23 protein-coding genes and 1 pseudogene are annotated in these 23,521 nt (G+C 67.2%); 15 read left to right on the forward strand and 9 right to left on the reverse strand.

What is annotated here, in order from left to right:
- The first annotated feature begins 493 nt into the window (after positions 1–493).
- From BME24068_RS08960 to BME24068_RS08980, 5 genes are all read left to right on the forward strand, one after another.
- Positions 494–787 (forward strand): hypothetical protein, encoded by a 294-nt coding sequence (locus BME24068_RS08960; RefSeq protein ID WP_174925833.1) that lies wholly within the window; start codon positions 494–496, stop codon positions 785–787.
- The gene (gene mdtN, locus BME24068_RS08965) at positions 784–1,833 is read left to right on the forward strand and encodes a multidrug transporter subunit MdtN (protein ID WP_174925834.1); all 1,050 of its coding nucleotides are present in this window, start codon (positions 784–786) and stop codon (positions 1,831–1,833) included. Before BME24068_RS08960 ends, mdtN begins: the two co-directional genes overlap by 4 nt.
- A complete protein-coding gene (locus BME24068_RS08970; RefSeq protein WP_174925835.1) occupies positions 1,814–3,907 on the forward strand; it encodes an FUSC family protein in 2,094 nt (697 codons plus the stop codon). The genes mdtN and BME24068_RS08970 overlap by 20 nt, the downstream gene beginning before the upstream one ends.
- Positions 3,894–5,441: a TolC family protein gene (locus tag BME24068_RS08975; protein WP_174925836.1), complete on the forward strand. Its 1,548-nt coding sequence runs from the start codon at positions 3,894–3,896 to the stop codon at positions 5,439–5,441. Before BME24068_RS08970 ends, BME24068_RS08975 begins: the two co-directional genes overlap by 14 nt.
- Before the next feature lie 318 nt (positions 5,442–5,759).
- Positions 5,760–6,467, forward strand: a complete 708-nt coding sequence (locus BME24068_RS08980) for an MgtC/SapB family protein (protein WP_076478711.1) — start codon at positions 5,760–5,762, stop codon at positions 6,465–6,467.
- A 46-nt stretch (positions 6,468–6,513) separates the two neighbouring features.
- Here the strand turns inward: BME24068_RS08980 and BME24068_RS08985 are convergent, their stop codons facing one another.
- Positions 6,514–7,233: an autoinducer binding domain-containing protein gene (locus BME24068_RS08985; RefSeq protein ID WP_174925837.1), complete on the reverse strand. Its 720-nt coding sequence runs from the start codon at positions 7,231–7,233 to the stop codon at positions 6,514–6,516.
- 73 nt (positions 7,234–7,306) lie between these two features.
- Here BME24068_RS08985 and BME24068_RS08990 point away from each other — a divergent pair, with 73 nt between their 5' ends.
- The 3 genes from BME24068_RS08990 (at position 7,307) to BME24068_RS09000 (ending at position 9,383) form a co-directional block, all read left to right on the forward strand.
- On the forward strand, positions 7,307–7,750 hold the full coding sequence (locus BME24068_RS08990; protein ID WP_174925838.1) for a DUF4902 domain-containing protein: 444 nt from the start codon (positions 7,307–7,309) through the stop codon (positions 7,748–7,750).
- A 210-nt stretch (positions 7,751–7,960) separates the two neighbouring features.
- Entirely contained in the window at positions 7,961–8,569 is a 609-nt protein-coding gene (locus tag BME24068_RS08995; RefSeq protein ID WP_174925839.1) for an acyl-homoserine-lactone synthase, read from the forward strand.
- Positions 8,570–8,621: 52 nt separating this feature from the next.
- Complete coding sequence (locus BME24068_RS09000) at positions 8,622–9,383, forward strand: hypothetical protein (RefSeq protein ID WP_174925840.1); 762 nt, start codon at positions 8,622–8,624, stop codon at positions 9,381–9,383.
- 287 nt (positions 9,384–9,670) lie between these two features.
- On the opposite strand, the gene BME24068_RS09005 is transcribed toward BME24068_RS09000, so the two are convergent.
- Together BME24068_RS09005 and ribA are read right to left on the reverse strand one after the other, a co-directional pair.
- On the reverse strand, positions 9,671–9,964 hold the full coding sequence (locus tag BME24068_RS09005) for a hypothetical protein (protein ID WP_174925841.1): 294 nt from the start codon (positions 9,962–9,964) through the stop codon (positions 9,671–9,673).
- Positions 9,965–10,221: 257 nt separating this feature from the next.
- Positions 10,222–10,872 (reverse strand): GTP cyclohydrolase II, encoded by a 651-nt coding sequence (gene ribA / locus BME24068_RS09010; protein ID WP_096501226.1) that lies wholly within the window; start codon positions 10,870–10,872, stop codon positions 10,222–10,224.
- 176 nt (positions 10,873–11,048) lie between these two features.
- On the opposite strand from ribA, the gene BME24068_RS09015 reads away from it, so the two are divergent.
- Positions 11,049–11,510 (forward strand): CBS domain-containing protein, encoded by a 462-nt coding sequence (locus tag BME24068_RS09015; protein WP_096501228.1) that lies wholly within the window; start codon positions 11,049–11,051, stop codon positions 11,508–11,510.
- A gap of 152 nt (positions 11,511–11,662) precedes the next feature.
- On the opposite strand, the gene BME24068_RS09020 is transcribed toward BME24068_RS09015, so the two are convergent.
- A complete protein-coding gene (locus BME24068_RS09020; protein ID WP_174925842.1) occupies positions 11,663–11,992 on the reverse strand; it encodes a DUF4148 domain-containing protein in 330 nt (109 codons plus the stop codon).
- A gap of 515 nt (positions 11,993–12,507) precedes the next feature.
- On the opposite strand from BME24068_RS09020, the gene BME24068_RS09025 reads away from it, so the two are divergent.
- Entirely contained in the window at positions 12,508–12,906 is a 399-nt protein-coding gene (locus BME24068_RS09025) for a GreA/GreB family elongation factor (RefSeq protein ID WP_096501232.1), read from the forward strand.
- Positions 12,907–13,101: 195 nt separating this feature from the next.
- Here the strand turns inward: BME24068_RS09025 and BME24068_RS09030 are convergent, their stop codons facing one another.
- A complete protein-coding gene (locus tag BME24068_RS09030) occupies positions 13,102–14,214 on the reverse strand; it encodes a porin (RefSeq protein WP_096501234.1) in 1,113 nt (370 codons plus the stop codon).
- Positions 14,215–14,809: 595 nt separating this feature from the next.
- On the opposite strand from BME24068_RS09030, the gene BME24068_RS09035 reads away from it, so the two are divergent.
- Positions 14,810–15,187: a YXWGXW repeat-containing protein gene (locus tag BME24068_RS09035; RefSeq protein WP_096501236.1), complete on the forward strand. Its 378-nt coding sequence runs from the start codon at positions 14,810–14,812 to the stop codon at positions 15,185–15,187.
- 555 nt (positions 15,188–15,742) lie between these two features.
- On the opposite strand, the gene BME24068_RS09040 is transcribed toward BME24068_RS09035, so the two are convergent.
- Complete coding sequence (locus BME24068_RS09040) at positions 15,743–16,141, reverse strand: winged helix-turn-helix transcriptional regulator (protein ID WP_096501238.1); 399 nt, start codon at positions 16,139–16,141, stop codon at positions 15,743–15,745.
- A gap of 275 nt (positions 16,142–16,416) precedes the next feature.
- On the opposite strand from BME24068_RS09040, the gene BME24068_RS09045 reads away from it, so the two are divergent.
- The 3 genes from BME24068_RS09045 to BME24068_RS09055 all read left to right on the forward strand — a co-directional run bounded on the left by BME24068_RS09045 (position 16,417) and on the right by BME24068_RS09055 (position 19,906).
- Positions 16,417–16,893 (forward strand): nuclear transport factor 2 family protein, encoded by a 477-nt coding sequence (locus BME24068_RS09045; RefSeq protein WP_174925843.1) that lies wholly within the window; start codon positions 16,417–16,419, stop codon positions 16,891–16,893.
- Positions 16,894–17,096: 203 nt separating this feature from the next.
- Positions 17,097–17,912, forward strand: coding sequence for a helix-turn-helix transcriptional regulator (locus tag BME24068_RS09050; protein WP_239007792.1), 816 nt, complete (start codon positions 17,097–17,099; stop codon positions 17,910–17,912).
- A 368-nt stretch (positions 17,913–18,280) separates the two neighbouring features.
- A complete protein-coding gene (locus BME24068_RS09055) occupies positions 18,281–19,906 on the forward strand; it encodes an amidohydrolase (protein ID WP_174925845.1) in 1,626 nt (541 codons plus the stop codon).
- A gap of 40 nt (positions 19,907–19,946) precedes the next feature.
- On the opposite strand, the gene BME24068_RS09060 is transcribed toward BME24068_RS09055, so the two are convergent.
- From BME24068_RS09060 to BME24068_RS35365, 3 genes and pseudogenes are all read right to left on the reverse strand, one after another.
- Positions 19,947–20,558, reverse strand: coding sequence for a cysteine hydrolase family protein (locus tag BME24068_RS09060; protein WP_174925846.1), 612 nt, complete (start codon positions 20,556–20,558; stop codon positions 19,947–19,949).
- A 208-nt stretch (positions 20,559–20,766) separates the two neighbouring features.
- Positions 20,767–22,014 carry an MFS transporter gene (locus tag BME24068_RS09065; RefSeq protein WP_174925847.1) on the reverse strand — a complete coding sequence of 416 codons (1,248 nt, stop codon included), beginning with the start codon at positions 22,012–22,014 and terminating at the stop codon, positions 20,767–20,769.
- Between the two features lie 170 nt (positions 22,015–22,184).
- Positions 22,185–22,349 (reverse strand): annotated as a pseudogene (locus BME24068_RS35365) (MFS transporter); the annotation flags it as partial.
- 241 nt (positions 22,350–22,590) lie between these two features.
- Here BME24068_RS35365 and BME24068_RS09075 point away from each other — a divergent pair.
- Positions 22,591–23,346: a glucose 1-dehydrogenase gene (locus BME24068_RS09075; protein WP_096501254.1), complete on the forward strand. Its 756-nt coding sequence runs from the start codon at positions 22,591–22,593 to the stop codon at positions 23,344–23,346.
- Positions 23,347–23,521: the final 175 nt, after the last annotated feature.

Genomic DNA, 23,521 nt, shown 5'->3' on the forward strand with positions numbered 1-23,521 from the left:
ACGCAGGATGGTACACAGATACCGGCCGGCACGATGGGTGGCGCCGCCAGCGGCGCCGGGAGGCTTCGCGCGGTTCCGCACGGTGGCGAGCATCGATGCATCGGCCGGCAGCACCATCCCGGTGCGATGCCGCCGCAAGACGACAGCGCTGCGCCGGACGAAGCGCGTTGATCGCCTCGCCCGGCCCTCCCGACCGGATTCACTGGCGTTGATGCAACAATCCGGCATTCGCGTATCGATTTCGCCGCATTGGCAAACGAAAGCCGCTGCCCCGGTTTCGTCTGACGATCCTTTACAGTCCGTTAGCAACCCTACACGAGCATGCGCCGGCAAAATCCCGGGCCCGCCGCGACGGCGGCTGCCGGCCCCGCACGGCTGGCGGTCTGCATCGTGCTGATTTATCATCGGCTCCGTATCACGGCATCGTCGTCGCGGCGACGATGCGCATTGCGCCGCGCCCGGCATCCACCCCAAACGTCGAGCTCGCCACACCATGAGAAAAACAACGCCGCGCGTGCCCCTGCGCGTTGCCGCCGCTCTGGCGCCCGCCCTGCCGCTCGCGGGCTGCACATCGCGCGGCGCACCGTCGTACGTGCTGTTCGGCGCGTATTTCCCGCTCTGGCTCGTCAGTGCGATCGTCGGCATCGTCGGCGCGATCGTCGCGCACCGCGTGTTCGTCGCGACCGGCTGGGCCGCCACGGTGCCCTACCAGCTCGCCGTATGCACCGCGATCGGCCTCGTGGTCGCGGTCATCGTATGGCTCGCCGGCACGGGGCCGTTCGCATGAAGGCCGCCGGCGTTACCCGCCCCTCGACGAAAGGCCGCGTGATCGCGCTCGCGATCGTCGCGCTCGGCATCGCGGCGCTCGCGTACGCGTACCACCGCACGACGGCCTACCCGTCCACCGACGACGCGTCGATCGACGCGGACGTCGTACACGTCGCGTCGCCAGTCGGCGGGCGTATCGTGCAGCTCGCGGTACACGAGAACCAGCGCGTCGCGAAAGGCGATCTGCTCTACGAAATCGATCCCGTGCCGTATCGCTTGACGGTCGCGCAGGCGCAGGCCGATCTCGAACTCGCGCGCGCGTCGCTCGACACGCGCCGCCGGTCGCTGATCGGCGAGCGTTCGAACGCGGCGGTCGCCGCCGAGCAGGTCAAGCGCGCCACGCAAAACCACGATCTCGCGACACGCGACGTGAACCGGCTCGCGCCGCTCGCCGCGCAAGGCTACGTCAGCGCGCAGCAATTCGACCAGGCGAAGGTCCGCCAGCGCGACGCGGCCGTATCGCTCGCGCAGGCACAGGAACAGCAGCACGCATCCGCCCGGACGATCGGCGACGACGCCGACGCGATCGCGACGCTCCATGCGCGCGAAGCCGCGCTCGCCCGCGCGCAGCACGCGCTCGACGATACGATCGTGCGCGCGCCGCACGACGGGCTCGTGACGGGGCTGACCGTGCTCGCCGGCGAAACCCTCGCGCCGAACCAGTCGATCTTCACGCTGATCGACGCGAGCGAATGGTTCGCCGTCGGCAATTTCCGCGAAACGTCGCTGAACCGCATCGCAGTCGGCGATTGCGCAACCGTCTATTCGATGATCGACCGCAGCCGCCCGCTGACGGGCAAGGTCGTCGGCATCGGCGCGGGCATCTCGGACAGCGATCGCATCAACCTGCCGCGCGCGCTGCCGATCGTGCAGCGCTCGGTGAACTGGGTGCACATCGCGCAGCGCTTTCCGGTGCGCGTGAAGCTCGACGAACCCGACGGCAAGCTCGTGCGTGTCGGCGCGAGCGCGATCGTCGAGGTCCGGCATGGCTCGGCCTGCCGCTGAGGTTCGGTCGCCGGGCCCGCGCGAAGTCCTGCGACTGCTCGCGCCGTTTCCGGGACGCACGTCGATCGCCGTCCGGGTAGCCCTGATTTGCGCGCTGACCGTGCTCGTGACGAGCGCGTACGGTACGCCCGAAGCCGCGCTGTCCGCCTACGTCGTGTTCTTCATGATCCGCGCCGACCGCGTGACGAGCGTCGTGCTCGCGGCCGCGCTGCTCCTGATCGTTACGATCGTGATCGGGCTCGTGCTCGGCATCGCGATCTTCAGCATCGACTATTCGATCCTGCGGGTCGCGTGCATGGCCGTGCTGTCGGTCGGGCTGCTGTACCTGACGTCGGCCAGCAAGCTGCGCCCCGTGGGCGCGATCCTCGCGATGATCGTCGGCTTCGGGCTCGACCAGCTCGGCCTCGCGCCGTTCGGCGAAGCCGCGACGCGCGCGCTGCTCTATATCTGGCTGACGATCGCGATTCCGGTCGGCGTCGCGATCGTCGTCAACCTGCTGATCGCGCCGTCGCCGCGCAAGCTCGCGCTCGCGCAGCTCGCGAAGCGGCTGCGGCTCGCCGCGCTCCGGCTGCGCGGCGACGACACCACGCGCGCCGCGTTCGACGCGAGCCTGCGCGAAGGCGACAAGCAACTCCTCACGTGGCTCAAGCTGTCGAAACTCGAAGGCTCGTCGAGCGCCGCGGACGTCGCCGCGCTGCGGCAGGCCATTGCGTCGAGCACGGCGCTGCTGGTCGGCGTCGCGCTGGCCGATCGCGAACCCGACGCGCGGCTGCCCGCCGCGTTTTCCACGCCGATCGCGGCCACGCTCGACGAGATGGCGGCGATTCTCGAACGCGGCGGCTATCCGGTCGACGTGACGCTCGCGCTGCCGCCGGCCGATGCGCTGCCGCCACTCGCGCGCATCGCCGCGACGGATCTCCATGCGGCGCTCACGCGTTTCGCGGAACCGGGCGCAGCGGCAGACACAGCGGCACACGCGCCGGCCGCCTCTCGCAGCACGTCCGCGGCCGCCCGCCCCGAACCTGCCGCATCGCCCGCCAAGGCTCCGGGCGGCGGCTTCTTCCTGCCGGATGCGCGCAGCAACCCCGATCACATCCGTTATGCGCTGAAGACGACCGCCGCGGCGATCTTCTGCTATCTGCTGTATTCGCAGCTCGACTGGTCTGGCATCCATACGTGTGTCGTCACCTGCTACATCGTGTCGCTCGGTTCGACGGCCGAGACGGTCGAAAAGCTCACGTTGCGGATCGTCGGCTGCATCGTCGGCGCGCTGCTCGGCACCGCGGCGCTCGTGTTCGTCGTGCCGGCGCTGTCGTCGGTCGGTCAATTGATGGCGCTGGTGTTCGCTGGCGCATGGCTGTCCGCGTGGGTCGCGTTCGGCTCGCCGCGCATCGCGTACGCAGGCTTCCAGATCGCGTTCGCGCTTTTCCTGTGCGTGATCCAGGGCGCCGGCCCCGGCTTCGACCTGACGATCGCGCGCGATCGCACGATCGGCATCCTGCTCGGCAACGTCGTCGTGTATCTCGTATTCACGCGCATCTGGCCCGTGAGCATCGGCAAGCAGATCGACGTCGCGCTCGCCACGCTGCTCGAGCAGTGGCGCCGCGTCGTGCGGATCGCGCAGCCGGCCGAACGCCGCACGCTCGCCGCCGAAGCCTTCGCACGGCACGGCGCGATCGCGCAGGAGCTCGGCCTCGTCCACTACGAGCCGTCGTGGGTTCGGCCGGCCGCCACGTGGCTCGCCACCCGGCGACGCGCACTTGCAGAACTCGGCGCGCTCGAAGGCCCGCTGTTCCTGCTCGCCGAACGCGCGCCGGGCGACGCGGCGCTCGACGCGCGGCTCGCGCGCGTGGTCGAACTGCGCGACGATGCCCCGGCCGCCGACGCTGCTACCCCGGCACCGTCGTCATCGACCGCGGAAGCGGCAGCCGTGCCGGCCCCGCCGCCGGCCGCCGCGCCCGCCGACCCCGCACGCGCCGCGCTGCTGAACCTGATCGACACGCGGCTCGCACACATTGCCGATGCCGCCCGTCAAGCCACCTCGAAGGAGCCCGCCCCTCATGCGCGTACCTGAACCGCCGGCCGCGTCGCTCGCCGCAGCCGCGCTCGCGACCGCCGTCGCGCTGACCGGTTGCGCGACATCGTCGATCGACCTGGCGCCGGAAGCGCCCGACCGTCCGTGGCAGCCGCACACGTCGGCCGCCGGCGACATCGTGCCGGCGCCGCCGCTGGCGTCCGCGCAACGCGCGCCGCACGACTACACGCTGCCGGCCTCGCCCGCGCTCGCGTCGGTCCCGCCGCCCGCCACGCTCGATTCGACGCATCCGTACACGCTGCCCGAGCTGATCGATCTCGCGGAATCCACGAACCCGCTGACCCGCATCGCCTGGAACGACGCACGCAACGCGGCGCTCGCGGTCGGCATCGCGAAGGCCGCGTACCTGCCGAACCTGTCCGCGACGGCAATGGGCGCGTACCAGACGAGCCACGGCTCGACCTCGACGATCCTCGGCGACGCGTCGAGCAACTCGACCGTGCACGGCACGATTTCGGCATTGTCGCTGCAATGGCTGCTGTTCGATTTCGGCGGCCGCGCGGCGCGCGTCGAGGCGGCCGAGCAGGCGTCGGTTGCGTCGAACGTCGCGTTCACGGCCGTGCACCAGCAGGTGATCCACGACGTGACCGTCGCGTACTACCGCTACGAAGCCGCCCGCTCGCGCGCGGCCAGCGCGCAGCAGGGCCTCGCGAACGCCGACGCGATCCTCGCGGCATCCCGCGCGCGGCTCAAGCATGGTGTCGGCACGGTCGTCGAGCTCGCGCAGGCAACGCAGAACCGCGCGCAGGCGAATCTCGCGCTCGTGCAGGCGAACGGGACGGAGAGCGACAGCTACCTCGCGCTGGTTTCCGCGCTCGGCATCTCGCCGCTGTCGAAGCCGTCGATCGCCGCGCTGCCGAAGCGGCCGCTGCCGCCCGCGCTCGCTTCGTCGGTCGACGCGATCGTGTCGGACGCGATCTCGCGCCGCCCCGACCTGCAGGGCGCATATGCGCTCGAGCAGGCCAATCGCGCGAAGATCAAGGCCGCGGAAGCCGCATTCATGCCGAAGATCTTCCTGTCCGCGTCGACGTCGTATGCAAGCGGCGGCACGGCCATCTCCGCGCTGCCGGCAATCGGCGACCAGGCGCCGACCGTCAACCTGAACGGCAGCCGCTACGGCGGCGGCGTGTTCCTCGGCGTAACGATCCCGCTGTACGACGGCGGCCTGCGCTCCGCCGTGCTGATGCAGGCGCGCAACGACGCGCAGAGCGCATCCGCGCGGCTCACGCGAACCAAGGAGGAAGCCGTCCGCCAGGTCGTCGCCGCGCAGAACGCGGTGCAGACGAGCCTCGCGTCGCACGACGCGGCCAAGGCGCTCGTCGACGCTGCGCAGACCAGCTACGACGCGGCGCTGACCGCGTACCGCAACGGCGTCGGCTCGATCACCGATGCGACGATCGCGCAAAGCCAACTGCTCGCGGCACGCAACGCGGAAGTCGACAGCTACGCCGGCGCGCTGTCCGCCGCCGCCGCGCTCGCGCTCGCGACGGGCACGATCGGTTCGTCGCAATGACGCGCCGGCCGTGCCCGGCCCGCAGCCAAACTCGTTGACGCCGGCGCGCGCGGCCCACTAGAATGCCGCCCATTCTCCCTTCAGGAACCATCGTGGACAGTTGCAGCACTCCGTTGCGTGCGCCGCTTGCCGCCTGAACGCCTGTCCGACGCAGTTCTCCTGCCCGGCTCGCGTTCCGCGAGCCCGCACGCCACCCGTTTCACACTGAATGACGCACTCGCACGCTACAGTAGCGCGCGATGACGGCCATCGTGTCGCCTTCGGCATCGCGCCGTCGCGACCCGGGCCGGCATGCGCTCCTTGCACGGCAGGACAACCATGACTCTCGATTTCGCACTTCGTCTTTTCACCGCGTTCGCCTGCGGCGTCGCAATCGGCCTCGAACGCCAGATGCGGCAACGCACGGCGGGCCTGCGCACGATCACGCTCGTTGCGAGCGGCGCGTGCCTGTTCGTCACGCTCGGCGTGCTGACCGGCAACGGCGTGGCCGGCGTCACGCAGATTGCCGCGTACGTCGTGTCCGGCGTCGGCTTTCTCGGCGGCGGCGTAATCATGCGCGACAAGGGCTCGATCCAGGGCATCAATACGGCCGCGACGCTGTGGTGCTCGGCCGCCGTCGGCGTACTGTCGGGTTCCGGGCATTACGTGCCGGCGCTCGCCGGCACCGGCGTCGTGCTGCTCACCAATACGGTGCTGCGCGGCGTCAGCCAGGCGATCAACGCGACGCCCGTGTCGAACGCCGATCTCGTGCGCGAGTATCAGATCACCGTGATCTGCCTGGCCGCCGACGAAGTGCATATCCGCACGCTGCTGTCGAATTCGATGTACGCGAAGCCGCTGTCGTTCCAGAGCCTGACGAGCGAGGACGTGCCCGATCAGCCGGACCGGCTGAAGGTGACCGCGACGCTGAAGCTGCATCCGAAGGATCAGCAGAAGCTCGAACAGATCGCGAGCCGGATGAGCATGGAGAAGAGCATTTCCAGCGTGAGCTGGACCGCGAAGGAAGCGGAACCGCTGATGGAATGAGCGGCGGCGGGCGGCTCGGCATGACCGCCCCGCCGCCGGTGCCGGGTCAGGGCGTATCGATGAGCCCGGCCGAAATCGCCTTGACCACCGCCTGCACCTTGTTGGTCGCGCCCAGCTTCTCGAGGATGTTGTTGACGTGGAAGTTGACCGTGCGCTCCGAGATGCCGAGGATCTGGCCGATCTCGCACGCGGTCTTGCCTTCGGCCGTCCAGCACAGCACCTCGCGCTCGCGCGCGGTCAGCGTGACGCCCGCCTCGGGCGACAGCTTCGGCACCATGAAACGGCTCATCAGCGAATGCGACAGGTTCGCGAGCCAGTTCGTCTGCAGCGTCAGCATGTTGATCTCGGCAGGCGTGAGCCGGTCGGCATGACGCGCGATGCTCAGCAGCCCGAACGCGCCGCGCGCCGCCCAGCTCGACTGCGCGACGCCCACCGACAACCCGAACTCGCGCGCGTCCTGCCATAGCGGACACGGATCGATCCGGTCGACGTCCGGCCAGACGATCATGTTGGTGCTCTGCGCGCCGTCACGAACCGTCGAGTCGATCTCGATGTAGTTCTGCGCGTGGTAGTGCTCCATCCATCCGTCGGGATAAGTGTTAAAGATTGCCACCGCCGGCTTCGATACGGGCAGCGGCACGCGAATGCCGTAACAGCAATATTCGAAGCCCAGGCGTTTAGAATAAGCGGCGATCCGCTGGAAGAGCTGCTGCTCGTCTTCCGCGGCGCTAAATTGTTGGTAGGCATCCTGCCAGCGCAATTCCATTCTTTCTCCGACAACGTCACGCTGTCATACCTGTCAGGTGCCAGCGCCGGTTGGGGGCTGATACATTCCGCGCATGACTTCACCTTTGTTGCATCCGGTCCGCGGCCCGTCCCCGGACGGTTACGTGCGCCTGTGCGAAACCGCACTGGCCACGCTCGTGCTCGACCATGTCGCGAGCGGCCTCGATGCATCGCTGCTCGCCGAACTGCGCGACAGCGCGATCGATGCGCGCCTGGCCGGCTACACCGAATGGCATCGCCCGGCCGGTGCCGGCGTCGCATACCTGACGGTCGGCTGGGACTGGTATCTCGAACGCGCGACGGGCACGTTCGAGATCGCGGGCGGCGACGTCCGCAGCAACATCATGGTCGTCGACGCCGCGGGCGCCGACATCGGCATGGTCTGCACCGCCACCGCGCTGGTCGCGCGGCTCGCCGGCGTCGACTGGGCCGCCGCGGTCGCCTCGGCGTTGCTCGGCCGCAACGATGCCTATCATGCCGGTCCGACGCTCCAGTGACAACCGGCCGCGCATTCCTCTGACGTTTCTGCACGACTGGCGCTCTTTATAAGCAAAAGCGGCCGGCATTTCAATCCCGTCGATCAAGAAACCGGTGCCACCGGAAAAACCGTGTCGGCCCACCCTCACCCTGTAAGAGTTACCAGTTACCGCCCCCTCGGGACGCGCGCTGTAATGCGGGCATACCAAAGTACAGATCCGAGGACACCCATGCGGACCTTCGTTCACGATGAAGGGCGGTTGCCACACGAACTTGCAGCGGATCTAGGGCGCTATCGGCGCCATGTGTTCGTCGAACAGCTCGGTTGGGCGCTCCCGTCGGCGAACGAAAGCTTCGAGCGCGACCAGTTCGATCGCGACGATACCGTCTACGTGTTCGCGAGGAACGCCGGCGGCGAGATGTGCGGATGTGCCCGCCTGTTGCCGACCACCCGCCCGTATCTGCTGAAGTCGCTGTTTGCCGACCTGATCGCCGAGGACGTCCCGCTGCCGCAATCGGCTGCCGTCTGGGAGCTGTCGCGGTTTGCGGCGACGAACGGCGAAGGCGGCCCGGGCAACGCCGAGTGGGCCGTGCGCCCGATGCTCGCCGCGGTCGTCGAATGCGCGGCGCAGCTGGGCGCGCGGCAGCTGATCGGCGTGACGTTCGCAAGCATGGAGCGGCTGTTCCGCCGGATCGGCGTGCACGCGCACCGCGCAGGCCCGCCGAAACAGGTGGACGGTCGTCTGGTCGTCGCGTGCTGGATCGACATTGATCCGCAAACGTTTGCTGCACTTGGAATCGAGCCGGGGCAAGCTGCCCGGCAAGCCATCGCCGCCTGAACCGGAACGCGCGTAGTCCGTCCGGGCGGCATCGTAACGAAGGAGAACCACCGTGGACCAGTCTCAGGTCTTTCGCGCGATGATGCCCGGGTTGACGAGCGCCACCGGCGCCCGCATCGCGGTTGCCTACCCGTCGTTTCCGCGGCCGCTGCCGCTCGTGCGGCTCGATCGCCGCGGGCTCGTGTTTCGTGCGGCCGGCGCCGCGCCGCTCGTCTGCGGACTGCCGCGCGCCGCCACGCTGCTGGCCGCCGACGCACCGCTCTGCTCGCTGCGCCTCGTGATTCGCGACGTCGCCGCTGTCGGCGACGGCCGGCACGACCTGACGATGCAGCCGTCCGGCGCCGCCGGCGACGAGCTGCTGTGGCACGCGCTGCGCGAGCGCGAGCCGTACCGGCAGATCCGGCAGCCGCTCGCGCCCGTCGATGCGGCCATCGCGCCGAACGGCGAGCAGCAGGCTGGCGGCGATGCCGCAGCGCGTCCGTCGCGCAGCGCGGCATTCCGGTTGCGGTGCCACAGCGATGCGCTGTTCTTCGCCGACTGGCTCGAATATCACTTCGACGAACTGCGCGCGCTGTCGCAGCGACACGGGCCGCAACTGCAGCTCAACCAGCTTCAGCGAAAAGTGTCCGACGACGAGGTCGGCGTGCGTTTCGTCTACGACATCGACGGACACGCGACGCGACACGTCCTGACCGACTGCGCGCGCGACGCCTGTACATGGATCGAGACCGAGATGCGCAACAAGTACGCCGTGCCGGTCGCGCAGGAACGTTTTGGCGCGTTTCCCGCGCATGCTTGGGCGAGTGGTATGTGAGGTGCGACGGCGGCGGTGCCGCCGGATGACGGCCGCCGCGCAGGAGGATAACCGGCCCTTGCCGGCCTCCTGCCGAACGCCGGCAAGGGCCGCGCGACGAGCCGGTTCGCCGTTCTCGGGAAGGCGTGTTGGCGCTGCGTTGCACAATTACAACTAGGGCTTGCCATCCCTCGGGTTTTCCCTTAAAGTTGCATCTGTCTCCTCCATGTCTCCAAACATGGATTCAGCCCGCTCCATTAGCGGGCTTTTTCTTGCCCGCGATAATTTATCGGGGACGCATCACCGCTCTATCCGCCTGCGGTAGACGCCTTTGCCGGCGCTGGCCAGTAGTAGAGGAAGGCAAACAGCAGCGCGAGAACCACGATCGACACGAGCAGCAGGTACAACCAGCCTTTTCGAGTACCCGGAAGGCCCGACACGCCGCTCGCATCGCCCGTCAGCACCATCAGCGCCACGACTGCCAGCCCCGCTAGCACCATCGCCCCCTTCGCGACCCAACCGAACGCGACTTCCAGCGCAGCCATCCAGCGAGACTGGCGATAAGGCCCGGCAACCGGCCGGCGCAAGTCGGGCTTACGCATCGTGTTCGCAGCGGATCCGGCATGCATGGGAAGCCGCATACGCAGCGTTACGCGCGAACGCCGTCATCGGGACGAACGCACGCCGCGCGTGCGGCAAACACGACATGCCGTCGTCACGCATGGTGACCTTCAATGGTGGATTCACGCGAGATCGGAATCGGGGCGTGCAGCAAATGCAGACGAACCACGCGGGATTCCCGTGGCGTTTGACGGATGTGCGCGCGACGCCCGGGCCGGCGTCCGCGCGTCGATCGTGCTTACTCGTTTTCTTCGAAGTAGTGACCGAACTTGACCTGCTTGGTCCGGATATAACGCTCGTTTTCCTCGCGCACCGGCACCGCAAGCGCCACGCGCTCGCACACGGGAATGCCGTGCTTGGCAAGCGTGTCGAACTTCTTCGGATTGTTGCTCATCAGTCGCACCGACGTCACGCCGAGGATCCGCAAAATCGCGGCGGCGGAGTCGTATTCACGCGCGTCGTCGGGCAGGCCGAGATCGAGATTGGCCTCGACGGTGTCGCGCCCCTGCTCCTGCAGCGCATACGCCCGAATCTTGTTGCTCAGGCCGATGCCGCGCCCTTCGTGGCCGCGCAGATACAGCAGCACGCCACGGTCTTCCGCGGCGATGTAGCGCAGCGCAAGATCGAGCTGCTCGCCGCAATCGCAGCGGTAGGAGCCGAACACGTCGCCGGTCAGGCACTCGGAATGCAGCCGCGTCAGCACGGACTGCTCACCGGTCACGTCGCCCATCACGAGCGCGAGGTGTTCGGCATCGCTGCCCGATACGCGGAAAGCGTACGACGTGAACGTACCGTAGCGCGTGGGCAGCGACGCGGTGGCGACGAGCGTCACGCACTCGTCGGCCTGGCCATTGCCCGGCGTGGGCGATTGGGGACGCGAAGACATCATGAATTCAATCGAACGATCAGGAATATAGGAGTTGTGTGGATAGTGCGTGACCGGAGTTTACCGCTAATCTGGAAACGTCACGCGACTGCCGCCGCAGGCCCGGCTATACTGGCCCCATCGGGTGACGCGCATCACGCCCTGCCTTCCCTGCATCGTTCTGCACACGGAGAAAGCGAATGAGCACGACTGTCGCGCAGATTCTCAAAGCCAAGCCTGATTCGGGCCGCACGATCTACACCGTCACGAAAGCCGATTTCGTCTACGACGCCATCAAGCTGATGGCGGAAAAGGGCATCGGCGCATTGCTGGTCATGGACGGCGACGACATCGCGGGCATCGTTACCGAACGAGACTACGCGCGCAAGATCGTGCTGCAGGATCGTTCGTCGAAGGCCACCCGCGTCGACGAAATCATGACGACCAAGGTGCGCTACGTCGAACCGGCGCAATCGACCGACGAGTGCATGGCGCTGATGACCGAGCACCGGATGCGCCACCTGCCCGTCCTCGACGGCGGCAAGCTGATCGGCCTGATCTCGATCGGCGACCTCGTGAAGAGCGTGATTGCCGATCAGCAGTTCACGATCAGCCAGCTCGAACACTACATCCACGGCACGCCCACGGTCACGTCCGCCTGACCCACCCCAGCAAAAAAGGCCCAAACGCGCGAGCGTCTGGGCGGAAAAGCCGCCGGAATGCGGCGACGGAGGTTCTGCTCTGCTGACGCGGACGCGCGCGGATGGCGCGCGTCCCGTCGGTCATATGCCGTGCTCGGGCAGACCCAGGGTGTTCAGTTGCCGAAGTAAACCGAATTCACGGGGTTCGGGGCTTCGCGCGTCATGCGGCGGCCAGACTGGCCGGCGGCGGTCGCCACCGCACCGTAGCCACTCGTATCGGCATGCGCGAGCATCGGCTGGTTCGGCTGGATGCGTTGTTCTGCGGCCTGGACATTCTGCGGATATTGCGCATCGCTCGCGAGCGGCTTGTAGCCGTTCTGTTCGAGTTGCACGAGATCGGCCCGGACCTGTGCGCGGGTCAAGCCCTGGTCGGACTGTGCGAACGATGCAATCGGGGCGGCAAGGACGGATGCAGCGATCGCTGCGTAGATGATCGACTTCATGGTGGACCTCCGAAATATGTTCTCTTTTGACCTCGCTTCCGGCAGAACTGTCTGAAGCGATGGAAGAAGTGTAGTTCTCGCAATACCAAGGGGAAACCCTTGGTTTGGACATACAGCGTTGCATTTTTGACAAATATTGACCGCTTCCCGTCCACAAGATCGCTATCACTTAAACCATTTCCACAACAATGGCTGACGAAAGGCCAACACCCGAATCACTGTCCCGGAAGGTTATGTTGTAGAATCGTAAGGTTTTATTCACCCTTCGATATTCGATCCGTCATGTACGCGCTCACGCCCCTTTCCGTTTCGCCGTCCGGTCCGGCCGGCGTGCGTGCGCGCGTCGGCCATCCGGCGCACCCCTACGCTCGACGCACGGCCCAGGCGCCGCTCGCCGCCGCCCGGCGCCTGATCTGACGGACTGGTCCTCCTCCCCGGAGCCACGTCAGACGGGCTCCGGGCGATCCTCATAGGCACGCCACGCCTGCCCCATGCCGATCATTTGGAGAACTTCCATGAAACAACGCCTTTACCAGCTGACCGAGCTCGACGTCGCCCGCCTCGAGAAGCACGCCGAAAACAATCCCCGATTCCAGACGATGCTCGACACGCTGCTCGAGCGCGCCGACATCGTCCAGCCCGACGCCGTGAAGGCCAACGTCGTCACGATGAACTCGCAGATCACGCTGCTCGACGAAGCGTCGCAGGAACAGGCCACGTGGACGATTGTTTATCCCGATGCCGCCAATCTCGAACTGGGGCGCCTGAACGTGTTCTCGCCGGTCGGCATGGCATTGCTGGGTACCCAACGCGGCCAGCTCGTCAAAGTCATGCAGCCGAGCGGCGCCGAGAAGCTGATGAAAGTCTCCGCCATCGTGTTCCAGCCGGAAGCCAACGGCGAATACACGCGCTGACGCGACCGCGCCGGCGCACCCTGTCACGGCGCAAAACGCAAAAAGCGAGGCACGAGGCCTCGCTTTTTTGCGTCCTGACGCCATGCCCCTCCGGCACCCCCATCGCTTCAGCCGTTTCGGCCGTCGATAGACAAAAAAAAGGCGCCCGAAGGCGCCTTTTTTGATGCTGCGAAGCTGGTTACCCAGCCGTCACGCTTAGAAGCGGTGACGCAGACCAACCGTTGCTGCGGTTTGGTTGATCGACGAGCTTGCTGCCGTCGTCGGGTCGCCGTTGTAGATCGACGCGCCGCCTGCGTTCTTCGATGCGCGTTGGTACACAGCTTGTGCGTACACGTCCGTGCGCTTCGACAGCGAGTAGTCAGCTTGCAGACCGAACTGGTTCCAGTGCGCGCTGCTGCCGTCAACCTTCGCGCTCGTGTACGTGTAAGCAGCACCCAGGCCGAGAGCCGGCGTCAGGTTGTACTTTGCGTTGACTTCGTAGTTGTCAGCGTGGAACGTGCCGCCGCCGTTAGCTTGGTTGTCGACACGCGATTGCGTCCATGCTGCGCCAACTTGCGCCGGGCCGAATGCGTATGCAGCTGCCGCGCCGTACGTGCGCAGGCGGCCTTGGCCGTTGAACAGTGCGTTATCCGACACGACTGCGCCCGACGACGTTGCGTTCGGGTTGTTCGCTTGCGAGTAAGCTGCACCCAGCTTCAGGCCTTGGAACTGGTACGACACGCCGCCGCTGTATGCACGGTTGTTGCCGAAGTTCGTGTCGTTCGAGAACGAGTACGTGCCGCCGAATTGCAGGCCAGCGTAGTTAGCGCTCGTGAACTTGATCGAGTTGTTGTTCGAGTAGCCGCCGTTCGTGCTCAGGTTGTCGTTGTTGCCGACGTGAGCGAAGTACGTACCACCCCACGAACCCGTTGCGGTCAGCGGAGCCAGGTAGTCTTGAACGGAGTCATACTGCTTGCCCAGCGTAACCGTGCCGTACTGGCTCGACAGACCGACGAATGCCTGACGGTTGAAAATGGTGTTGTTGCCACCGTTCGCGAACTTGCCGTTACCGATGCCGAAGCCGCTTTCCAACGTGAAGATTGCCTTCAGGCCGCCACCGAGGTCTTCCGAACCACGCAGGCCGAAGCGGCTCTGGTCAATGCCCGAACCCATCGACCACAGCGACTTGCCTTGGCCGGCTGCGTTCTGGACGTTGCTTTGGTAGGTGATGCCTGCGTCCAGCACGCCGTACAGCGTGACGCTGCTTTGCGCGTGAGCGACGGTAGCGAACGATGCTGCAGCTGCTGCAACGATCAGAGTCTTGTTCATTCGTGGAGCTCCCTTCTAAAAAGAGGCAGGTCTCGCGACCTTGTTCATAAACGGTCTGCAACCGCCCGGAAACGCCATCGGTACTGCTGGCTGCGCCCGGATAGTTGCCCGTTTGGGAACCGTGAGTTTAGGGGTGTACCCTAGGGGAGCGATCCGCAAATAAAGAAATAAGCTTTTCCAGAACTAGAAATAATAGAAATGGGGCCGCGTTATAAGTATTTGTTTTAACTTATTTTTTTGGATTCTTGACGCGTGCTTTTTGGAGGCTTTCATCCCACCATTCTTTCATGTCACCCGCTTGACGGTTGCATAGAAACAACAAGCGGGATGGGGCGTCACAACAAAATCGGCAATTTTTACCCGATTTCATCGCGAATACCGGGTTTGACCGACTAAAAATGCAACGCCTGCTTGGTAAACAACAGTAAACGAAGGGTGACACCGCTGCTGCAGCCGCCATTCGCCTGCGCAAGCGCCTGCAACGGGCGACGGCCGCCGTCGTGACATGCAGTAACAGCCTTAACGCCCGCCGTAACGCGGCCGCGAGACTGGCAGATTAATGTAAGGCAACCCCTATTACAGAAGAGGTTCCGCCATGAATCGACGCTCATTGTTGCGCGCCATCGGACTGACCGCCGCCCTCGCCGCCACCGGCGGCTGGTTGCGTACCGCCTCGGCTCAGCCCGCGCCGCCGCCGGGATACCGGCCGCCGGGTCCGAACCACGGGCCCGGCAGGCCGCCTTATCCGGCTCGCCCGGGCTTTGCGCCGCCCGCGCCGCGACACGACCGCCGCCCGCCGCCACCGAGGTCGCACGGCTACGTGTGGACCGACGGCTACTGGCGCTGGCAGCGCGGCCGCTATATATGGGTGCCAGGCCGGTGGGTCGCCCGTCGCCCGGGGCATCGATGGGTCCCCGGCTACTGGCGGCGCCAGGGTCAGGTATGGATCTACGTCGACGGCGCCTGGCGATAGACAGCAGACGCGTCGGCGATGGCCCTGCGCTACGCAGCCGGACGGCGGGCCGTTCCGCGCCGTCCGGCTGCCGGACGATCCTGCCCGGCGGCAAATACCGGCATCGGCCGATATCCCCCGAGCACGAACGCCCATCCGAACCGGAACGGCGATCGGTCATACGTCCCGCGGCACAACGCATGTATTGGGCTTTCGCGACATCCCGGCCACGTCGATCCGCAACGATCGACGCTCACGGGCCTCCCCCTCCGCGCATCGCACCGCGACACGAAATCGCCGCCTCAGCGCGCGCCGCAATCAATGCATCGCGGGCAGCCCGCTCACCACGTGAACGATCCGGCGGAGGCCATTCCGGTCCCGCCACGATCGCGGCGAACCAACACCTTGGCCGCCGCTCGGTTCGCCGGCGCGTACGCGCGCCTTCGCAATAGCACACGCGCGGCCTATCCGTTTCACCGGAAAAATTCGGATGACGAAATCATCCGATACCAAAGCAAGCGCATACGCGCCGGTTCGCCACGCATCGGGATGGCGCCCCGGCGTGCCGCGCTCCGCTCAATGCCCACTACCCTCCAGCTCCCGCGCACGACGACGCGCAGCGCAAATCGCACGGTGATGTTCATCGGCCCAGCGGATCATCGCGTGCATCGGCGTCAGGAACGACCGACCGAGCTCGGTCAGCGCATATTCGACGCGCGGCGGCACTTCGGCGTACAGCGTGCGGCTGACGAAGCCGTCCTGCTCGAGCCGCTTGAGCGTGCGTGACAGCATCTGCTTCGACACGTCGCCGATCGCGCGGCCGAGTTCGTTGAAGCGCAACGTGCCGCCGGACAGCGCTTCGAGCACGAGCAGGCTCCACTGATCGCCGATACGGTCGAGCACATCGCGAATCGGACACGGCTGATCGAGTTCGACGGAGTCGTCGGCGGACGGAGACGGGAACGGGGACGGCATGGCGGGATTCTCTTTCACGGGCAATACGAGGTCACTGCGGTGTGACCTGTTCACACCGCAGTGACTTCTTGTGACGGGTTCGCGGCAACTGTACCATTCGAGCGACCCGACGGGCCGCACGGTTTCGCCAGTTCTCCGAAGCATGCGGCTGCACGCCGGCGCCGCGCGCCAGCGGCACCCAGCGGTACCCATCCGCACGCCGATCCTCGCGATCGGCGGCACCCGCAGTCGCGCACCGCGCGCCATCCACGAATCGCCAGACAAGGAACCCCGACATGTCATCGCTCCGCTTCCCCGTTCGCACCATCGCCGCGTTCGTGCTGCTCGCCGCGTCGACGGCCGCGCTGGCCGCCGGCCCCGCCACGCGCGACGTGGCCGCCGAGGAAGCCAACCGCCAGCTCGTGCTGACGTTCTACGACCGCTTCTTCAACAAGCACGAAGCAGTCGCGGCCGCGGCTGTCGTCGCGGACGACTACAAGCAGCACAACCCGCACGTGCCCGACGGCAAGAAGCCGTTCGTGTCGTACTTCGTCGGCGCATTTCAGAAGAACCCGGCATCGCGCGCACGCATCGTCCGCAGTGCGGCCGACGGCGATCTCGTCTATCTGCACGTGCATGCGACCGAACATCCGGGCGATCGCGGCGAGGCGGTCGTCGACATCTTCCGCATGAAGGACGGCCGGATCGTCGAACACTGGGACGTGATCCAGCCGGTACCGGAAAAGTCCGCGAACGCGAACACGATGTTCTGACCGGCCGCGGCCGCGCATCGGCGCGCGGCCGGCACCTCGCGAAACGGCATGATCGCCGGGCGCCGGCGAAGTCACCTACAATCGTGCATCGCCGCCGCGCCGCCCCGGCTCGCATCACCGGATCGGGGCCGTCATCCGTCCGCGCGCCACTGTGCGCGCAGCACGGCCGGCGCGGGCGGCCGTTCGCGAAGATGGTGTCAACGATGAGCCCCGCCCACATTTCCCTGAATAGCGCTGGCGACCTGGTCGCCAGCCTCGGCAGCCCGCAGTTCCCCGCCCGGCTCTGGGCATGGCTGCGCGAAACAGTCGATCCGCAGTCCCACTACAGCGTCGCGACCCGTTACCGGCGCGGCGCGGGATCACAGGCGGTCGACGGCGTCGACGTGCTGTTCTTCGCGGGCGGCGACGATCCCGGCGGCACGCGCCATGCGCTCGATCTGTATACACAGGGCGACTGGCGCAACGACACGTTGCTCCCGCACATCGAACGCGTCACCGATTCGCAGCTCGTGTTCTCGTGCAACGAGGAAATCGACACGGCAACCGAGTACGGGCGCCAGTTCGCGCTGGGCGATCTCGGCGAGGACTGCACGCTGCTCGGCAGCGAGCGCGACTATGTCTATGCGTTCTCGCTGTTCCGGCGGCGCGGCCAGCCGTCCTATACGCTGGCCGAACTGAGCCTGCTGCGGCAGCTCGGCGATTTCGTGCTGCCGCTGCTGATCCAGCACGCGCGCCTGGCGCGCCTCACGCCACGCCAGGACGACGGCGCGCTGCTGCAGCGGTTCGAGCAGCGGCTGACGGCCAGCGGCGCGGCGCTGTCGCAGCGCGAGCGGCTCGTGTGCCGCGCCGTGCTGCAAGGCCGGCCCGTTCCGCAGATCGCCGACACGCTCGCGCTCAAGCCGAGCAGCGTGCGCACCTACCTCGGCCGTGCGCTCACGAAGCTCGGCATCGCGAACCGGGCCGGGCTCTTCGCGTGGTGTGTAACGGACGAAGACGCGCCGGCCGCCGGCGAGCGTTAGAGCATCGTTCCCGTCCGCACCTTCCTGCCTTGTCGCCTTTGTCGCGCTTGTCCTTAAAACGATGACAGACAGCCGGCCGGCCCGCTCCTAGTATCTGACTCACCCGACGACAGCGGCGCGTCGGATGCAACGGAGACACGCCATGCCAAACCACGGACGCCCGCCCGCGCGGCCAAGCATGCGTCCCGCGGCGACGGGGTGACGCATATCGGTCGGCAAAACCGGCATCGCGCACCGCGCCGCACGCGGGCATAACGCCCTTCATTTCATTCCACTCCAACCCGACCGGGTCCACGCGACCGGACGCGCCCGACGGCTCGTCCGCTGGCCGCGTGCGCCCGTCAGATTCCCCGATCCGGAGGAGACACATGCAACATGCCGACACCGTCTATCTGAACGGCCTGCTCTACACCGGCGACGCACAGCGCCGCTTCGCGCAGGCGCTCGCCACGAAGGACGGCAAGATCGTCGCCGTCGGTCGCGACGACGACATCCGCCCGCTCGCCGGCCCCGCGACGCGCATGGTCGATCTGGCCGGCAGGCTGATGCTGCCGGGCCTGATCGACGGCCATGTGCACCCGCTCGAAGGTCATCAGATTCTCGGCGACTTCGATCTGTCCGGGATCAACGACCCGGATGCGATCCTGCAGCGCATCCGCGCGTGCGCCGACGCGACGCCGAACGAGCCGTGGGTTTATCTCGGCGGCGCGAACCTCGCCGCGTTCGGCGCATATCCGGGCCGCGAACTGCTCGACCGGATCGTGCCCGACCGGCCGCTGCTCGTGGTCGGCTTCGACGTGCACAGCGGCTGTCTCAATACGAAGGGGCTGGAAGCGGCCGGCATTACGGCCGATACGCCCGATCCGGCCGGCGGCGTGTACGAGCGCGATGCGTCGGGCGCGCCGAACGGCGTCGTGCACGAAGCGGCGTTCTACCGCGTCTGTCCGATCATTCCGCAACTGAGTCCGGCCGGCTATCCGAAGTCGCTCGCGAAAGCGCATGCGATGGCGCACGGCTACGGAATCACCGGCTGGTTCGACGCGCGCGTCGAGGAGGCCGAGCTCAAGGCCTATGCCGCCGCGCAACGTGCCGGCCAGTTGAAGACGTACATGAGCGCGGGCCTCTACGCGAACCCGCGCCGCGATCCGCGCGAACAGATCGAGCGCTTCGTCGCGTGGCGGCGCGAGTACGAGCGCGACAACCTGCGCCTGCATACGGTGAAGATCTTCGTCGACGGCGTGCCCGAATCGAAAACCGCCGCGCTGCTCGAACCGTACGCCGGCACCGACGAGTGCGGCCTCGCGCTGTGGCGCCAGGACGCACTCGACGAAATCTGCCTGCTCGCCGATACGGCCGGCTTCGACCTGCACTTCCATACGCTGGCGGATCGCGCGGTGCGCATGACGCTCGACGCGCTCGAATACGTGCAGATCCGCAACGGCGTGCGCGATCGCCGCGCGCAGCTCGCGCACCTGCAGCTCGTCGATCCGGCCGACATGGGCCGCTTCAACCGGCTCGGCGCGATCGCGAGCGTCCAGACTCTGTGGACGGCCGCGCGCGAGGAGCAGCAGCAGCTCTACCGCGACCTGCTCGGCGCCGAGCGCACCGCCCGCAATTATCCGTTCCGCAGCCTGCGCAACGCGGGCGCGATGCTCGCGGCCGGTTCCGACTGGTCGGTCAGCACGATGGACCCGATGCAGATCATCCAGACCGGCGTCACGCACCGGCTGATCGACCAGCCCGACAGCCTGCCGTGGAATCCGCACGAGCGTCTCGACCTGCTCACGATGCTCGAGGCCTATACGGTGAACACTGCGTATGCGCTGCGCTTCGACGATTGCACGGGTTCGCTCGAAGCGGGCAAGGACGCGAGCCTCGCGATCCTCGACCGCAATCCGTTCGACCACCCGGTCGGCGCGTTCGCGCAAACGCGCGTGCTCGAGACCTGCTTCCGCGGCGAAGTCGTGTATGCCGCGCCGGGCTGGGCCGATTGAGCACCGGCCCAGCGCCTGCCGGACACAGGCCAGGCGCGCGTCAGGCGACGTCGAGCGCGAGTACCTGATCGGTCGTCAGCACGTCGCCGAACGTGTCCGACAGCGCGGCCAGCGTCGCGCGATGGAGGTCGCGGTGCGGCACCGTGCTGCCGTCCGCGACATCGAGGTCGCGCGTCGCGCATGCGTCGTCGACGACGATCACCGCATAGCCGAGCGGCACCGCATCGCGCGCCGCGCCGGCAACGCATGCATGCGTCATCAGCCCGGTGACGATCAGCGTGTCGATCCCGGCCGCCTTCAGGCGCGCGTCGATGTCGGTCGTCGGAAACACGCTGACCGACGTCTTCTTCACGACCGTGTGCTGCGGCGCGGGTTGCAGGTCGGCATGAAAGCGGAAGCCGTCGCTGCCGTCCGCGAAGATCGGGCCGCCGGCCGCGCCGACGTGCTGCACGTGGAACACCGGAATGCCCGCGCGATCGGCGAATGCGATCACGCGCTGCGCATTGCCCAGCGCGCGCGGCCCTTCCGGAATCGGCAGGCGGCCGCTGAAATACTCGTTCTGGAAATCGATCACCAGCAGCGCGGTGCGGGCAGCGTCGATCGACGCCGGCGCGCTCGCGCCGGCCAGGGTGCGGATGGTCGGATGTTGCATGGGTCGCTCTCTACTCCAGGTTGGCACATCGAACGGAACGGCGGTACGGTCGAGCCAGCGCCCGCCGAACGCGGTCCTGCGGCCGGTTTGCCGCCGGTGGCGGGCGCTGCCGTGACCGCGCAGCGCCAGTGTCGGGCCGCACGGCCGCGTGCGACAGCAGCCCGCAGGACAACGTCCGACAGGATCGGGCCAACCTGTGCGCGACCGCCTACGACAGTGCCGCGCGCCCCCCGGCCTGCTTGCGTCCGTAGAACGCCATCATCACGAAGCTGAGCAGGAAGCCGGCGCCGCCGATCAGCAGCAGCCCGATCTCGCCGAACACCGGCAACAGGTTCGTGAGCGCGCCCGTCACGACCCACGCGACGGCCATCACCGAGCCCGCGACGCCGAGCGCCCAGCCCTGCCGGTCCTCGCTGACGGCATCGGAGAACGCGGTGTACATCGTCGTGTACGCGACCATGTCGAAGCAGCCGACCACCATCGCGAGCGCCCACAGCACCGGCTCGTGCGGGGACAGCGCCGACAGGATCTGGCCGAGACCGGCGACGAGCAGCCCCGTCTTCGCGATGTCGACCACGCGCCAGACGCGCAACATCAGCCGCACGACGAACAGCAGGCCGAATACGAAGCAGACGCCGATCACGCCGCTGAACAGCCCGAGCCGCGCACTCGTATAGCCGAACTTCGTCTGCAGCAACAGCATGATGGTCTGCAGGTAGAGCCCGTAGCCGACCTGCATCAGGAAGAACACCACCGACAGGAACGCGACGTTGCGCTGGCTCACGGCTTCCCGGACGATCCGCAGCGGCAGCAGCAAATCGATGCGCGTGTCGCCGCGCGGCATGGCCGTATTGCGATACGACACCCAGGTCCAGCCCGCGCAGATCAGCGACAGTACCGCAACCAGCACGAACGGCGTGCCGTAGTCGAACAGCGGCGAGATCGTCCGGTCGGACGTGACGCCGCCGAGCACCGGGCCGACGATCACGCCGGCGCTGAACGCGAGCGACATGATGCTCATGTTGTACGCCTTGTTCTCGGGCGTGCTCAAGTCGGTGATGGCCGCTTGCGCGATGCCCTGGCAGCCGGCCGTAAGGCCGGTGAGCCCGCGTCCGGCCAGCAGCAGCGCGACGCACGCGTGCCAGGCGCCGGCCGCCATCAGCGCATAGCCCGCCGCGAGACCGAGCAGGCACAGCAGCAGGATCCGGCGGCGGCCGTAGCGGTCCGACAGCTCGCCCATCAGCGACGAGCCGAAGAACATGCACAACGGATAGATCCCGTAGCCGAGACCGAGGTAGAAATTGCGCGCGTGCTGGCCAGCGTTGGCCGGCAGGATGCCCGCATGCGGATCGCTGAAGATCGCGGACATCATCGGGTAGACGAGACCGAAGCCCATCGCGTCGATCGCGATGGCGAGCAGGCAGGGGCCGAGCAGCGTGTAATCGAGCCGGGACATGGCGATCTTCCGGACGGAGTGGATGATCGCCCAAGCGTAATGGGCGGGCGGCGGCGCCGGTAGGCCGCCGCCCGCGATACTGACCATCGGCAACGCCGATGCCCTGCCCGGCGCGCGCGCCGATGGCCGACCGGCCCGGCCCGGACCGCGAGCCGCTGGTCGACGCTCGGCGGCTCGGCCCGAAACTGCCGGCGGGCGAGCACGCACGGCGCGCCGTCGTGCATGAACCCCGCCGCAGCGTGCCCGAACGACGCCGCGAACAGCACGTACCACGCGGGCGCGCCGGGCGACCCGCTCGCGCGCGTGAGCCACGTGACGATGAACGGCACGCCACCTCGCCATGACACTGACACGCCGCAGCTAGTCCGTTTGGGTGGCACGAAACGCGGGCTTTGTTGCGATCATGGCCGTCATTCAGCGCGCGCCCTCGCCACGGAGACACCATGCACGACCCCGTCCTCGGCCCCATCGACCAGATCGGCTACGTGGTCGCCGATCTCGACCGCATCATCGACGCGTCGGCCGCCGCATGAGCGGGCCCGCACGCGTTCCACTTCACTCACAGGAGCAATCACGATGAAACGACTCGAAGGCAAAGTGGCCCTGATCACGGGCGGCGCCCGCGGCCAGGGCGAGGCGGAAGCGCGACGGTTCGTCGCCGAAGGCGCGCGCGTGGTGATCGCCGACGTGCTCGACGACGCGGGCCGGCGCGTCGCGGCCGAACTCGGCGACGCCGCGCGTTTCCAGCATCTCGACGTGACGAACGAAGACGACTGGCACACCGCCGTGCATGCGACGCTCGCGCATTTCGGCCGGCTCGACATCCTCGTGAACAACGCGGCGATCCTGAAGCTCGTGCCGATCGAATCGTGTTCGCTCGACGACTATCGGAAGGTGATCGACGTGAACCAGGTCGGTTGCTGGCTCGGCATGAAATCGGCGCTTGCCGCGCTGAAGGATGCCGGTGGAGGCGCGATCGTCAACGTGTCGTCGACGGCCGGGATGGAGGGCGTGGCGGGCGGCAGCGCATACGTGTCGAGCAAGTTCGCGGTGCGCGGGATGACCAAGGCCGCCGCGCTCGAGTTCGGCCGCTACGGGATCCGCGTGAACTCGGTGCACCCGGGCGGGATCGACACCGTGATGGCGCGCCCGCCGGAATACGCTGATTTCGACCCGTCGTCGATCTATGGCGGGCTGCCGATCGCGCGCATCGGCAAGCCGGATGAAGTGGCGAACCTCGTGCTGTTCCTCGCCTCCGACGAATCCGCGTATTGCACGGGTTCGGAATTCATCGTCGACGGCGGGCTGCTCGCGGGCAGCACGTTCCACTGATTCGCGCGTCGGTCGACATACGCCCGCCTGCCAGGCGGGTGTTTTCATTTTCGGCCGGGCGAAGTAGACAGTCAGGTCCGGCCTGTCATATGCATCACTAATAAATCATCGAAAAACGACAATGCCGCCGGCGATTCTCCCGCGCGGCGGCATCGTGTCTTCCGAAGCGAAACGG

The organism is Burkholderia anthina, assembly GCF_902498995.1.
GTDB classification, from domain to species: domain Bacteria; phylum Pseudomonadota; class Gammaproteobacteria; order Burkholderiales; family Burkholderiaceae; genus Burkholderia; species Burkholderia anthina.